This is a genomic window from Agrobacterium tumefaciens, from assembly GCF_031801495.1.
Classification (GTDB): Bacteria; Pseudomonadota; Alphaproteobacteria; order Rhizobiales; family Rhizobiaceae; genus Agrobacterium; species Agrobacterium tumefaciens_K.
Map to the genome: position 1 here is coordinate 895,159 of NZ_JAOEGC010000002.1, position 12,939 is coordinate 908,097.

At 59.6% G+C, this 12,939-nt stretch carries 13 protein-coding genes; 5 read left to right on the forward strand and 8 right to left on the reverse strand.

Annotated elements, in window-relative coordinates:
• The first annotated feature begins 11 nt into the window (after positions 1 to 11).
• Positions 12 to 851, forward strand: a complete 840-nt coding sequence (locus N7578_RS13790; RefSeq protein ID WP_311110876.1) for an undecaprenyl-diphosphate phosphatase — start codon at positions 12 to 14, stop codon at positions 849 to 851.
• Between the two features lie 61 nt (positions 852 to 912).
• Here the strand turns inward: N7578_RS13790 and N7578_RS13795 are convergent, their stop codons facing one another.
• From N7578_RS13795 to N7578_RS13805, 3 genes are all read right to left on the reverse strand, one after another.
• The gene (locus N7578_RS13795) at positions 913 to 1,374 is read right to left on the reverse strand and encodes a GNAT family N-acetyltransferase (protein WP_311110877.1); all 462 of its coding nucleotides are present in this window, start codon (positions 1,372 to 1,374) and stop codon (positions 913 to 915) included.
• A gap of 160 nt (positions 1,375 to 1,534) precedes the next feature.
• Positions 1,535 to 2,908, reverse strand: coding sequence for a magnesium transporter (gene mgtE, locus N7578_RS13800; RefSeq protein ID WP_311110878.1), 1,374 nt, complete (start codon positions 2,906 to 2,908; stop codon positions 1,535 to 1,537).
• Between the two features lie 273 nt (positions 2,909 to 3,181).
• On the reverse strand, positions 3,182 to 4,426 hold the full coding sequence (locus N7578_RS13805; RefSeq protein ID WP_311112510.1) for an MFS transporter: 1,245 nt from the start codon (positions 4,424 to 4,426) through the stop codon (positions 3,182 to 3,184).
• A 238-nt stretch (positions 4,427 to 4,664) separates the two neighbouring features.
• On the opposite strand from N7578_RS13805, the gene N7578_RS13810 reads away from it, so the two are divergent.
• Positions 4,665 to 5,579 carry a diacylglycerol kinase family protein gene (locus N7578_RS13810; RefSeq protein ID WP_311110879.1) on the forward strand — a complete coding sequence of 305 codons (915 nt, stop codon included), beginning with the start codon at positions 4,665 to 4,667 and terminating at the stop codon, positions 5,577 to 5,579.
• Between the two features lie 27 nt (positions 5,580 to 5,606).
• Here the strand turns inward: N7578_RS13810 and N7578_RS13815 are convergent, their stop codons facing one another.
• Positions 5,607 to 6,965: a glutamine synthetase family protein gene (locus N7578_RS13815; protein WP_311110880.1), complete on the reverse strand. Its 1,359-nt coding sequence runs from the start codon at positions 6,963 to 6,965 to the stop codon at positions 5,607 to 5,609.
• Positions 6,966 to 7,099: 134 nt separating this feature from the next.
• On the opposite strand from N7578_RS13815, the gene N7578_RS13820 reads away from it, so the two are divergent.
• Positions 7,100 to 8,470, forward strand: a complete 1,371-nt coding sequence (locus N7578_RS13820; protein WP_311110881.1) for an aspartate aminotransferase family protein — start codon at positions 7,100 to 7,102, stop codon at positions 8,468 to 8,470.
• 4 nt (positions 8,471 to 8,474) lie between these two features.
• The gene (locus N7578_RS13825; RefSeq protein ID WP_311110882.1) at positions 8,475 to 8,945 is read left to right on the forward strand and encodes an OsmC family protein; all 471 of its coding nucleotides are present in this window, start codon (positions 8,475 to 8,477) and stop codon (positions 8,943 to 8,945) included.
• 64 nt (positions 8,946 to 9,009) lie between these two features.
• Here N7578_RS13825 and amn read toward each other — a convergent pair whose 3' ends face one another.
• From amn to N7578_RS13845, 4 genes are all read right to left on the reverse strand, one after another.
• Positions 9,010 to 10,515: an AMP nucleosidase gene (gene amn / locus N7578_RS13830; RefSeq protein ID WP_311110883.1), complete on the reverse strand. Its 1,506-nt coding sequence runs from the start codon at positions 10,513 to 10,515 to the stop codon at positions 9,010 to 9,012.
• Between the two features lie 80 nt (positions 10,516 to 10,595).
• A complete protein-coding gene (locus tag N7578_RS13835; RefSeq protein WP_311110884.1) occupies positions 10,596 to 10,769 on the reverse strand; it encodes a hypothetical protein in 174 nt (57 codons plus the stop codon).
• Between the two features lie 10 nt (positions 10,770 to 10,779).
• Entirely contained in the window at positions 10,780 to 10,956 is a 177-nt protein-coding gene (locus tag N7578_RS13840; protein WP_311110885.1) for a hypothetical protein, read from the reverse strand.
• An 812-nt stretch (positions 10,957 to 11,768) separates the two neighbouring features.
• Positions 11,769 to 12,107, reverse strand: coding sequence for a DUF2147 domain-containing protein (locus tag N7578_RS13845; protein WP_311110886.1), 339 nt, complete (start codon positions 12,105 to 12,107; stop codon positions 11,769 to 11,771).
• Between the two features lie 510 nt (positions 12,108 to 12,617).
• On the opposite strand from N7578_RS13845, the gene N7578_RS13850 reads away from it, so the two are divergent.
• Entirely contained in the window at positions 12,618 to 12,884 is a 267-nt protein-coding gene (locus N7578_RS13850; RefSeq protein WP_311110887.1) for a sel1 repeat family protein, read from the forward strand.
• Positions 12,885 to 12,939 lie beyond the last annotated feature (55 nt).

The following is a 12,939-nucleotide window of genomic DNA, read 5'->3' on the forward strand; positions in this document are numbered from 1 at the left end:
CATCAAATCATATGAGCATGGGTTGGCTTGAGGCCGGTTTTCTCGGTCTGTTGCAGGGATTGACAGAGTTTCTTCCCATTTCCTCGAGCGCGCATCTGCGGATTGCCGGAGAGTTTCTGCCCTCCGGCACGGATCCGGGAGCAGCATTTACCGCGATCACCCAGATCGGCACGGAACTGGCGGTTCTGGTTTATTTCTGGTCTGATATCATGCGGATCGCCATTGCCTGGCTGCGCAAGAATCTCAGGCTTGGCGGCACCTACGATCCGGCCGATGTGCGCCTCGGCTGGCTGATCATCATCGGCTCCGTGCCGATCGTCCTGCTTGGGTTGCTGTTCAAGGACGCCATCGAACATTCGCTGCGCAATCTCTACATCACCGCCATCATGCTGATCGTGTTCGGCATCGTCCTGGGTGTTGCCGACCGGATTGGAGCCAAGCGCTACAAGCTGAACCAGCTGATCTGGCGCGATGGCATCCTGTTCGGTTTTGCGCAGGCCATGGCGCTCATCCCCGGCGTGTCTCGCTCCGGCGGCACCATCAGCGCGGGCCTGCTGCTCGGTTACACGCGCGAAGCAGCGGCGCGTTATTCCTTCCTGCTTGCCGTTCCCGCCGTTTTCGGTTCCGGTTTCTACCAGCTGTTCAAGAGCATAGGTGAGGACAACCCGGTTGGCTGGGGTCCGACGGCGCTGGCGACATTCATCGCCTTCGTGGTCGGTTACGGCGTGATCGTCGTGTTCCTGAAGCTCGTGTCGACCAAGAGCTACATGCCGTTCGTCTGGTACCGCGTGGCGATCGGCGTGATCCTGCTTGGCCTTTTGTCAACCGGTGTCATCAACGCTGGCGGTTGATCTAACACGAAGGCCTGCCATCGCGCTCAAAGCGCTGGCAGGCTGATGCCTGGCGATAGTGTCAGCTCGCCTGGGCACCGCCGATCACGAAGATATCTAGACCGGCGACGTCGCGCTCGATGAGTGTGAAGCCCTGTTTCAGATAATAGGGTGCCTTGTCGGATGTGGCGCAGAGATAGCAGGAGGGGTGCCCGCTCTTCTCCGACTCTCCACGGCTTTCCGCAATCAGCCGGGCCGCAATGCCCTGTCGCCGGAATCCTGGCTCGACCCAGAGCGCCGCTATCCACGGCGCATATTGCGGCCTCTCGTCGTGGTCGTTCGAGATCACCAGAACGGACCCGGCATAGACGCCATTCTCATGGGCGACGAGTGCAAAGGGAACGCCATCGCTTTCCAGCATCGACTCAAGATGCGCGCGATATTGCCCCAGGGGAAGGCCGCTTTCTGTCCACCATTCGTTCCAGCCTCGGTCGGCGATGAGATCCGCGAAGTGCGGATAGTCTCTGAGATTGGAAACATTCATTGGGCGACCTCCATCATGCCATTTTTCAGCCATTACGCCACCGACCCTGAATCGGTTCCGCAGTGTTTGAATGTAACTATATGGAAATGCCGCTGTTTTCGAGCGCGACCGTTGAAGCAACCCGGCCGTGCCTGCCGCCCGGCCGGGTTGCTTCATTGCCTCAGAGCAGCGTACCGCTCAGGATGACAAGCGCCACGGAGAAGTAGATGACCAGTCCGCTGACATCCACGAGCGTTGCCACAAACGGTGCGGATGCGCTGGCAGGGTCGAGCCGCAGGCGTTGCAGCACGAAGGGCAGCATGGAACCCGCCAGTGAGCCGAAGGTGACGATGCCGACGAGGGCGGCAAAGACCGTGAAGCCAACCAGCATCCAGTGCTCACCGTAATCGTAGAAACCGGCCTTCTGCCAGATCGTCAGCCGTAGGAAGCCGATGGCGCCGAGAATGCAGCCGAGTGTCAGCCCTGTCGGGATTTCACGCAGCAGCACCCGCCACCAGTCTTTCAGCTTCAGTTCGCCAAGCGCCAGCGCCCGGATGATGAGCGACGTCGCCTGCGAGCCGGAGTTGCCTCCAGACGACATGATGAGCGGAATGAACAGCGTCAGCACCACGGCCTTTTCCAGCTCGCCCTCAAAGTGCTGCATGGCGCTCGCCGTCAGCATTTCGCCGAGGAACAGGGCTGCGAGCCACCCGGCACGCTTGCGGATCATGTCCGGGAAGCCGATAGCCATATAGGGCTTGCCGAGGGCTTCCATACCGCCGAACTTCTGCGCATCTTCCGTCGTATCGGCAATCATCGTGTCGATCACGTCATCCACGGTGACGATGCCGAGAATATGGGCGTGTTCGTTCACGACCGGCAGTGCCAGAAGGTCATGCTTGCGAATGAGCCGGGCGACGTCTTCCTGCGACATCATCGGATCGGCATAGACCAGGCCTTCCTTCGAGGCGACGCTCAGGATAGACGCGCCGGGTTCGCCGGTCAGCAGACGCCGTAGCGTCACCACCTTCGAAAGCGTTCTGTCCGCGGCGAGCACATAGATGGCGTAGACCGTTTCACGCGACCGCTCCACGACACGGATGTGCGAAAGGGTCTGCTCCACCGTCCAGTCGTCAGGGACGCTGACGAATTCCGTGGTCATGATGGAGCCGGCGGTGCGAGGCGGATAACCCATCAGGTGCTGAATGGAGAGGGCAGTCGCACGGTCGAGCCGGGAGAACAGCCGGGCGCGTGGCTCGTCTTCCATCTCGGCCAGAATATCGGCGACACGGTCGTCCGACATCAGGTTGATGATGGGAGCGGCCTGTTCGACCGGAAAAAGGGCGATGATCTCGGCTGCTCTGTGCAGCTCGGGCCGGTCGAGAATGGCGACGGCCTTTGCTTTCGGCATGGCAAGCAGCGCTGCTGCGGCAGAAACCACATCCAGCGTGTTCAGCTGCTCGACACGTTCTGCAATGGTGACTGGGCCGGAGTTACCGCCGCGGAGAAGACGCGCGGCCTTGCTGGCCCTCTGGGAGAGGTTGTGGAAGTTCATGATTGCTCACCTTTCCGTCGATTCGCCGATCACGGCGAACGCGGTGGTGAGCCGACAGTGGTCGGATCAGTTCACGCTCGCCGATCTCGGCAAAGGCAATCGACTGCTACTGTCGCTAGACATCCAATGATGCTCCGTTGAAATCCGCGCGATGCTGCGTCACAGCATGCGCGTGAAGATGTGTTGCGCCTGAAACGAAAAAGAGTCAAGCGCCCCGAATGTGAAATTCAGGCAAGGTGGTAACCCTGCCTCCGGCTGTTGGAATAGGCGACGTCAGGCAGCTTTTTCCCGCCGCTCGACAGCCACGGACACCAGAAATACGCCGAGGCCGAGAAGCGAAAGAACCGCTCCTACATAACCGGTGGAGGCATAGCCGTAACCCATCGCTATCACCATGCCGCCAAGCCATGCACCGAGCGCGTTGGCGATGTTGAAGGCGGAATGGTTCGACGCGGCCGCCAGCGTCTGCGCATCCGCTGCGACGTCCATCAGACGCGTCTGCACGGCAGGGCAGGCGGCAAAACCGCAGCCGATCAGGAAAACGCACAGGCATAGCATGTAGGGATTGTGCGCGGTCAGCCCGAACAGCACCATCAGAACCACGTTGAAGGCCAGCATGCCGCCGATCGTGCCGTTGAGCGAGATATCCGCAAGACGCGAGCCGACGACGTTGCCGACATTCATGCCGATGCCGAACAGCGCCAGCACCATGGAAACCGTGGAAACAGGCATCATCGCCACATCGGTGGTCGTCTTGGCGATATAGCTGAAGACCGCGAACATGCCGCCGAAGCCGACGGATGCGATCGCCAGCGTCAGCCACACCTGCACGCGGCGGAACGCGCCGAGTTCACGCCACAGGCTTGCGCCTTCTTCCACCTTGTCGCGCGGCTGGAAGAACCACAGCAGTGCAACGGTCAGGAAACCGATGCCGCCGACCAGCATGAAGGCGGCGCGCCAGGAGAACATCTGGCCGAAGAATGTCGCGAGCGGCGTACCGAGTAGTGTCGCGATGGTCAGGCCAAGCATGACGCGGCCAACGGCCCGCGCCCGCTTGTGGATGGGCGCCATGGAGGCGGCGACGAGTGCTGCAACGCCGAAATAGGCGCCGTGCGGCAGGCCGGTGATGAAACGCAGTATGGTGAAGCTGAGGAAATCCGGCGCCATGGCGCTGAGGATGTTGCCGACTGCAAAAAGACCCATCAGGCCAAGCAGCAAGGCGCGGCGCGTCATGCGTGCGGCAAGGACCGCGATGATCGGTGCTCCGATGACGACGCCGAGCGCGTAGGCCGTGATGACGTAGCCCGCCTGCGGGACGCTCACGCCATATGTTGTGGCAACATCGGGAAGCAGGCCCATGATGGCGAATTCGCCGGTGCCGATGCCGAAGCCACCTGCTGCAAGCGCCAGTTCGATAAGGGCGACGGCAAGTGGCGGCAAGGTAGCGGCGGACGCCGTCGCGCCAATGGTTTCACTCTCCGCTTCAAGGCGGACTTCCGAAATATTCGACTGGCTCATGACGACCTGAGAAGGGGATGCAAACAGAAAAAAGGGCAAGGCTGTATGGGAAACAGCCTGCCCTGACTGGAGATGCGCGGCCATGAAAATGACCTTAAGTAACCTCTAACATGGAATAATGCATTGCGGTAGACTCATTCGAGGCAAAAATATTGCGTTCACGCGATGGTGTTTGGAACCTCATCCAGCGGCGGACACTTATGCGCCTGCATGGCCGAGTGGCAGAACCGGGTAAGACATGAAACTTGTAGCAGTTTTCAACCGCGATGGCGGTACCTTTCGTACAACGGACATGCAGGCCTATTGCGATCACGCGCGGCAGGTGTTCACCCAGACAGGCCACGAGGTCGACTGCCGCCCCGTCGACGGCAAGGACATTATGGCTGAACTGGAGCGAGCCGCAGATGAGCCGGGCATCGATGGCATCATCGCGGGCGGTGGTGACGGGACGATTTCGGCCGCTGCCGGGATTGCCTGGAAACACGGCATCGCGCTGGGCGTCATCCCGGCGGGAACCATGAACCTCTTCGCGCGCTCCCTGAAGGTGCCGCTCGATATTCACCAGGCTCTAGATACGCTCGCAACAAGTGAAGTTGCCGAAGTGGATATTGCCAGCGCCAATGGACGCCTGTTCGTGCACCAGTTTTCGGCCGGTCTGCATTCGCGCATGGTTCGTTATCGCAACAACCTCGCATTTGCCTCGCGTCTCGGCAAGATCAAGGCAAGCGTGCGCGCCGCGATCAACGTCATCCTGAATCCGCCGGTTTTCGAGGTCGAGTTTACGGTGAATGGCGAAAAGCAGTTGCGCAAGGTTTCAGCCATCTCCGTCTCCAACAACGAGTTCGGCCAGAATGCCCTGTTGGTAGCGGATGATGTGTCCGGCGGCCATCTCGGTTTTTACCTCACCGATCCCCTGCGCCCGGCAGGCGTGGCCAAGCTGGCGCTGGACATTCTGCGCGGCAGATTCAAGGAAAATGCTTCGGTCACCGCCATGACGGCCACGGCGGTCGAACTGCATTTTCCCAAGCGACGCCATGACGTGCGCTGCGTGATCGACGGCGAACTGCTGCCGATGGAACGTGACGTCGCGCTGAAGCTGCACGCCCGCGAACTGAAGGTTCTGGTGGGGCGCCAGTTCTTCGCGGCAAGCTAGAGCGTTTCCTCGATAAATGGAAACGCTCTAAATCCGCGGCAGATAGGTGCGATAATCGAAATCCGAAACCGTGCGCAGAAAGGTGATCGCTTCCTTGCGTTTCGTATCGGCGTAGAGCTTGCGATACCGCGCCCCGAAAATGTGCGCCATGACCGGCGAGGCGGCGAAATCCTCGACGGCTGTCAAAAAATCATGCGTCAGGCGTCGTTTTGCCGGGCTTTCCTGCCCGGGTCCTGTCTCGGGGCCGGGGTCGAGCTGGTTGTCCAGCCCGAGAAGCATTCCGCCTAGGATTGCAGCCAGCAGAAGATGGGGGTTGGCATCCGCACCGGCGACGCGGTGCTCTATGCGGGCGGCCGGGCCATTGGCATCGGGAATGCGCACGGCGGTGCCGCGATGCCCGTAGCCCCAGTCGATATCGACCGGCGCAAAGGACCCCGGCTGGAAACGTCGGTAGGAATTGGCAAAGGGCGCGAAGATCGCCTGCGCATCGCGCATGGTGTTGAGCAGTCCGGCGCATACCGATTTCAGGCGTACCGGATCGCCACCTTGCGCGTCGAGAATGTTTTTCCCATCGCGGTCGAGTACGCTGACATGCACATGCAGGCCGGAACCGGCCTGATCCGAATAGGGCTTTGCCATGCAGGTGGATTTCAGCCCGTGCTTTCTGGCGGCATGGTCCGCAAGCCGCTTGAGATAGATGCAGTCGTCTGCGGCAGCCAGCGCATCGGCGCGGTGCAGCAGATTGACCTCGAACTGGCCGGGGCCGAACTCCGCCGTTGTTGCGTCTGCCGGAAGGTCCTGGAGTTTCGCCCAGTCGTTCAGCGTTTGCAGAAAACCGTCCATGGTGTCGGTCGCGCCCATGTCGTAGAGCTGTGCGCCGGTCACCTCGCCACGAAATGCAAGGCTTGCGGGCGGGCGAGGTTTGCCTGTTTCCCGCCAGTCGTTTTCCACGAGGTAGAATTCAAGCTCGGTCGCCACAACGGGTGTCAGCCCGAGGTACGAATACCGCTTCAGCACATTGGCCAGAATGGCGCGTGGGTCCATGAAGCTCGGGCTGCCGTCCATCTCGTGCATGGTGGCCAGAACCTGCTGCGAGCCTTCGGGCGCCCAAGGCATAGGCGCGAGGCTGCGCGTGTCCGGAACGCAGACGCCATCCGGATCGCCGATGGTCAGGGAAAGGCCGGTGATATCGTCATTGTCGTCGCCCCAGATGTCGAGGGACTGGGTGGAGGAGGGCAGCCTGACCGTACCTTCCCATATTTTTTTGTCCTTGCCGGGTGGAATGCGCTTTCCCCGCAGATCGCCGTTCATACCCACCAGAAGGATTTCCGTGCGGGGCTGCTGGTCGTTCGGGGTGCGGATATCCGACAGGGATTTCGATGTCATGTTTGGCTTTCTGCTTGTTTCGATTGCAACGATAAGTCGAAACGGCAAGCCTTGCCAAATCGAATCTGCCCGGCCATGGTCCTTCAAGGTGCGGTTTTAACGAGCGCCGTTCCCAATCTGGAGTGCGATCCGTCATGAATGAAATCACCAAGGGCATGTCCAACCTTGCGGCCATCGATGCCGCCCATCACCTTCATCCCTTTTCCGATATGGGTAAGCTCAATGCGGCGGGAACCCGCATCATCGAACGGGCCGAAGGCGTTTTCATCTATGACAGCACGGGCAAGAAATATCTCGATGCATTCGCTGGGCTATGGTGCGTCAACATCGGCTACGGCCGCAAGGAAATCGCTGACGCTGTTGCCCGTCAGATGAACGAGCTGCCCTATTACAACGCCTTCTTCGGCACCACGACGCCGCCCGCGACCCTGCTGGCGCAGAAGATCGTCTCCCGCGCCGGACCGAAGATGAACCATGTGTTCTTCACCAATTCCGGCTCTGAGGCGACCGATACGTGGTTCCGCATGGCGCGCGTCTACTGGAAGGCGCTTGGGCATCCCTCCAAGACAAAGATCATCGCCCGCAAAAACGGCTATCACGGCTCCACGGTCGCAGGAGCGTCTCTGGGCGGCATGAAATGGATGCACGAGCAGGGCAATCTGCCGATCGAGGGCATCGCCCATATCAACCAGCCTTATTGGTATGCGGAAGGCGGCGATCTTTCGCCAGCCGAATTCGGTCTGAAGGTCGCCCGCGAACTGGACGCCAAGATCGACGAACTGGGCGAGGAAAATGTCGCCGCCTTCGTGGCCGAACCCATTCAGGGTGCGGGTGGCGTCATCGTGCCGCCGGAAACCTACTGGCCGGAAATCGCCCGCATCTGCAAGGCCCGCAACATCCTGCTGGTGTCGGATGAGGTGATCTGCGGCTTTGGACGATTGGGCTCTTGGTTCGGTTATCAGCATTTCGGCGTCGAGCCGGATCTGGCGCCCGTCGCGAAGGGCCTGTCGTCGGGCTATCTGCCGATTGGCGGCGTGCTTGTCTCCGATCGTGTCGCCGAGGTGATGCTGAACGACGTCGGCGATTTCAACCACGGTTTCACCTATTCCGGCCATCCCGTCTGCGCCGCCGCAGCGCTGGAAAATCTGAGAATCATCGAGGACGAGGGGCTGGTGGAACGCGTTCGCGACGATATCGGCCCCTATTTCGCCAAGGGTTGGAAAAGCCTTTCCGATCACGAGGTTGTTGGCGAAGCGGTGAACGTCGGCCTGATGGGCGGCTTGCAACTCGCCGTGGACAAGACGACCCGCAAACGTTACGCCAAGCCCGAAGATGCGGGCGTTGCGGTGCGCAATCATTGCCTGGCGAACGGTCTGGTGATGCGCGCCACCGGCGACCGCATGCTTGCCTCTCCGGCGCTGACGATCAGCCGGTCGGAGGTGGATGAAGTGATTGAAACTCTGCGCAAGGGACTGGATCATTTGCGCGATACCGTTAAGGAATAGACCGATGGCCGGACAGGAACACCACTACAGCGTCAAGGTGACGTGGACCGGAAATCGCGGCACCGGTACGAGCGGCTATCGCGAATACGACCGAGATCATACCCTCTCCGCCGAAGGCAAGCCGGATATTGCCGGTTCGTCCGATCCGGCTTTTCGTGGCGACCCGGCGCGCTGGAACCCGGAAGAGCTGCTCGTTGGCTCGCTGTCTGCCTGTCACAAGCTCTGGTATCTGCATTTCTGCGCCGTCTCCGGCGTCATCGTCAGCGAATATGTCGACAATGCCGAAGGCACGATGGTTATGGAAAAGGACGGTGCCGGTCATTTCAGCGAAGTGGTTCTGAAACCGGTGGTGACGATCTCCAAGGGCGATCCGGCCGTTGCGCGGGAACTGCACGAGGACGCGCATGACAAATGCTTCATCGCCAGGTCGGTCAATTTCACCGTCCGTATCGAGGCAACGATAAAGACGGCTTGATTCTCTCCGTCTTTTATCCGGTTTCGGTGCGCCCGCATTTTCAGTGCGGGCGCATTTTGTATTTTTACTGGAACGCCGTTTCGTAGAAGCTGCGCAGCTTGCGGGAATGCAGCGTTTCCTTCTGCATGGCGGCGAGCTTCTGGACGGCGCGAATGCCGATCTGCAGATGCTGGGCGACCTGCGTTCGGTAGAACTCGGTGGCCATGCCCGGCAGCTTCAGTTCGCCGTGAAGCGGCTTGTCCGAAACGCACAGCAGGGTGCCATAAGGAACGCGGAACCGGAAGCCGTTGGCGGCGATGGTGGCCGATTCCATGTCGAGAGCGATGGCGCGCGACTGCGACAGGCGCTTCACCGGTCCCGCCTGATCGCGAAGTTCCCAGTTGCGATTGTCGATGGTCGCGACCGTGCCGGTTCGCATGATGCGCTTCAGTTCGAAGCCCTCATAGCCTGTTACTTCGGCAACGGCGCCTTCCAGTGCAAGCTGCACTTCGGCGAGCGCCGGGATTGGAACCCAGACCGGCAGGTCATCGTCCAGAACGTGATCCTCGCGCACATAGGCATGCGCCAGAACATAATCGCCAAGCCGCTGGCTGTTGCGAAGACCGGCGCAGTGGCCGACCATCAGCCAGGCATGCGGGCGCAGCACGGCAATGTGGTCGGTGATCGTCTTGGCATTTGAGGGGCCGACGCCGATATTGACCAGCGTTATGCCCGCATGACCCTTCTTCTTCAGGTGATAAGCAGGCATCTGCGGCAGGCGACCAAGCGTCATATCCGTTTCCGGCCGGTCGGAACCGGCATGGGTGATGATGTTGCCCGGCTCCACGAAGGCAGTGTAACCCTCGCCACCATCCGCCATCATCTTGCGAGCCCAGGCTGCGAACTCATCGATGTAGAACTGGTAGTTGGTGAAAAGCACGAAATTCTGGAAGTGGCTGGCGCTTGTCGCCGTGTAGTGACTGAGGCGAGCCAGAGAATAATCGATGCGCTGTGCGGTAAACGGCGCAAGCGGGGCGGGCTCGCCGGGCACCTGGTCGTATTCGCCGTTGGCGATCAGGTCGTCGGTGTTGTTGAGGTCCGGCGTATCGAACAGATCGCGCAGCGGCACATCCGACAGCGAGGAGGCGGCTGCCGCTTCCACGTAGGCACCTTCACCAAAGGCGAAGTGCAGCGGGATGGGCGTGGCGGATTCGGCAATCGTCACGGGAACGCTGTGGTTCTTCATCAGCAGGCCGAGCTGTTCCTTGAGGTAATGCCGGAAAAGCTGCGGGCGGGTAATGGTGGTGGTGTAGACGCCGGGGGCGGTGACATGGCCGTAGGACAGGCGCGAATCCACATGGCCGAAACTGGATGTTTCAAGGCTGACCTGCGGATAACAGGCGCGGTAACGGCCCTCGATGGGAGCGCCCTGCGCCAGATCCGTGAAGGATCTGATGAGGAAATTCGTGTTACGCTCATAAAGCGCGGTCAACGCCTCTACGGCCTCTTTCGGGGCCGTGAAAGTCTGCGGCGCGAAAGGCTCCGGCGTGATGAAGGTGAGGGGCGGAATCGTGTGCTTTGCTATCGTCATGGCCCATTATAGGGAGCCAATTTTCACAGGCAAGCGACAGAAATATGTGGGTTTGAAAAAGAAACGGCCGAATGGCCCGCTCAGCCGAGCGCGCCGCGCTGCAGGCTCATCAGCAGCACGAAACCGGCGCCCTTTGATGCCGGACGGGGATCCGCCTTGTAGACGGCAAGCCCCGCCACCGGTCCGAGGAACATGGAGGCGACAAGGGTAAGCCGCAGAATGGAAAATAACGTGCCGGAGAAATTGCTGGTCATCGTCGTTTCCTCAAAGCACAACGGGGCAGTTGGGGCCGGGAACCGCGCTCTGCTTGCAGGCAAGCGCCGCACCGGCGTTCACACGCTGGAAGCTGCGGTTCGGATTGACGACAAGCGACGCGAAGGACATGGCGAAAATTGCCATGAGCACCACGATGATCGTAAGGCGGCGGATCAGCTTTGCCATGTCCATTCCCCTTTGTTGGAGTTGATGGACAGAGTTTTGCCATACTTGGACTGAACCGATGCTGAGAACCCGGTTCATATGGCATTCAGGGAGGTTAATGCGGCCATTCCGTGATGAAAGACGCCGGAGCAAGGACATAAAAAGCCAGCATCTACCCGTTTCGGGCTATGTTGGAAAAGTGCCTGCACCGGCAGCCAGCACCTAGATGGGGCCGGTGATAGACTTGGATCGGTGGCGTCGACAATCGGAAGGTGATGCTTCTGCGCGGCGGCAAACATGCCGTCGTTTTTCACGCCGCGAGTGTTCGATGAAGGCATCCATGACTCGGCGTCGTTCAGTCGAGGCATCATGATATGCCGCCTCGCAACGCATCCTGTCCATCAGGAAATCGTTGTCCGCATGGAGAAGCGCCCCACGATGCCGTTCTGGAGCAGGGGCGATATGAGGTCGGCCGAAGCACCGATTCTTCGAAACAACGGGCCTGCCGATGCAAGATCGTGTCTCGATTTTACGAACCAGTGGATCGTATCAGCAGACATGCGGGTGTAATATTCCTCGACGGACAAAGGTATGTCTGGCCAAGGGCGTCCGGGATGACGTGCAAGGCTGTCCGTTGATATCGCCTCTCACTGCAGACTTTCGCTCAACGGGCATGCGAGTGTTGTTTTCCCGGCATGTGAAGTGCCTGAAATCAGAATTTACGAAGTGATCGGGCACATTCGTCATTCTCTATGGGAGAGATCCGGCGCAACGATACGTCGGCAGATTGACTATTCCGCCAGCTAACGTTTCGCTGCGCCCTTGTTCATTTCTTACAGACGTGTCCAGGTCTGTGATTTGCACAGCACCTTCAGCACGCAGCCTTTCATGCTGAGCGAATTGCCGGAAACCGTGCCGGAGCCGCTATAGGTCTTGTCGTTGGCCGGATCGGTGATGTCGCCAGAATAGCTGTTGCCGCTACCGCTCATCCTGCCGATCTGTTTTCCGGCGTGTTTGCCGGTCTTCAGCGTCACGCAGAATGCCGAACCGCAGGGTGCGATGGCGGCGGTTTCGCCGCTGGCGGTCTTCCAGTTGCCTTCGATGGCCTCACCGGCAAGCGCCGAGCCACCGATCATGACAAGTGCCGCAGCCAGAATCGTGATTTTTTTCATACGGACCTCCCAATCCAATGTGCCGGAGCCACTCCTGCTTCGGCCCCCGCACTCGCATCTCCTCATGCGAATGCAGCGATTTATAATTAACGTGAACGTAAAAGGAAATATGCGCTGGGCTGGATTCCGCTGTTTTTTCGGTCGGCGAGATGCGGGGAGAGTGCTGATGCCGAAAACGATGTTTTTCGCATGGTTAGGGAAGGGTTGATTTCCATTCGTAAAACTTTCGTAAAAATGCGCAGAAAGTCCTTAATTTCCGGGCCTCGGCATATTTAACAAAAACCCAACTTTACCAATCGTTTGGACTTTGTTTGCGGCGTATTAATCATGCCTTTTAAGCGCCCGTTGAAAGCCCGCTGGCATAGTGAGGCCATCGAAAGCGCAGGGCAAACCTGCCAGCCGGAAGGACCATACAAAGCCGCGGAAGACGGTAGGTCACAAAGGCAAGACGCCCGCTCAGAGGCGAACATGAATGAACCAATGCAAGGTTACGAAACAGGGATAAAAACAATGGCACGCTTTGAAATTCGCGACATCGAAATGGCGATTGCCTCGGGCGAAAGCCGCGTCGAAACTCTTTGCAATCTGGGTCTGGTCTATGCGACCGGCAAGGGCGGCAAGGTGGATCTGATCGCGGCTCACAAATGGCTCAACATTGCCGCCATTCGCGGTTCGGAACGGGCAGCTTCCCTGCGCGCCGATCTGGCCCGCAACATGACGAAGGCAGAACTTGCCGAGGCACTGCGCGCCGCCCGCGAATGGATGACGATGCACTGATAATTCATCACAGCACTCAATACGGAATGCCTTCATTTTCCGGATGCGGTTCCTC

What these genes read in the sequence shown, in the direction of transcription:
- N7578_RS13790 (WP_311110876.1), top strand. Translation starts at nt 12, where the DNA reads ATGAGCATGGGTTGGCTTGAGGCCGGTTTTCTCGGTCTGTTGCAGGGA.
- N7578_RS13795 (WP_311110877.1), bottom strand. Translation starts at nt 1,374, where the DNA reads ATGAATGTTTCCAATCTCAGAGACTATCCGCACTTCGCGGATCTCATC.
- mgtE (WP_311110878.1), bottom strand. Translation starts at nt 2,908, where the DNA reads ATGAACTTCCACAACCTCTCCCAGAGGGCCAGCAAGGCCGCGCGTCTT.
- N7578_RS13805 (WP_311112510.1), bottom strand. Translation starts at nt 4,426, where the DNA reads ATGAGCCAGTCGAATATTTCGGAAGTCCGCCTTGAAGCGGAGAGTGAA.
- N7578_RS13810 (WP_311110879.1), top strand. Translation starts at nt 4,665, where the DNA reads ATGAAACTTGTAGCAGTTTTCAACCGCGATGGCGGTACCTTTCGTACA.
- N7578_RS13815 (WP_311110880.1), bottom strand. Translation starts at nt 6,965, where the DNA reads ATGACATCGAAATCCCTGTCGGATATCCGCACCCCGAACGACCAGCAG.
- N7578_RS13820 (WP_311110881.1), top strand. Translation starts at nt 7,100, where the DNA reads ATGAATGAAATCACCAAGGGCATGTCCAACCTTGCGGCCATCGATGCC.
- N7578_RS13825 (WP_311110882.1), top strand. Translation starts at nt 8,475, where the DNA reads ATGGCCGGACAGGAACACCACTACAGCGTCAAGGTGACGTGGACCGGA.
- amn (WP_311110883.1), bottom strand. Translation starts at nt 10,515, where the DNA reads ATGACGATAGCAAAGCACACGATTCCGCCCCTCACCTTCATCACGCCG.
- N7578_RS13835 (WP_311110884.1), bottom strand. Translation starts at nt 10,769, where the DNA reads ATGACCAGCAATTTCTCCGGCACGTTATTTTCCATTCTGCGGCTTACC.
- N7578_RS13840 (WP_311110885.1), bottom strand. Translation starts at nt 10,956, where the DNA reads ATGGCAAAGCTGATCCGCCGCCTTACGATCATCGTGGTGCTCATGGCA.
- N7578_RS13845 (WP_311110886.1), bottom strand. Translation starts at nt 12,107, where the DNA reads ATGAAAAAAATCACGATTCTGGCTGCGGCACTTGTCATGATCGGTGGC.
- N7578_RS13850 (WP_311110887.1), top strand. Translation starts at nt 12,618, where the DNA reads ATGGCACGCTTTGAAATTCGCGACATCGAAATGGCGATTGCCTCGGGC.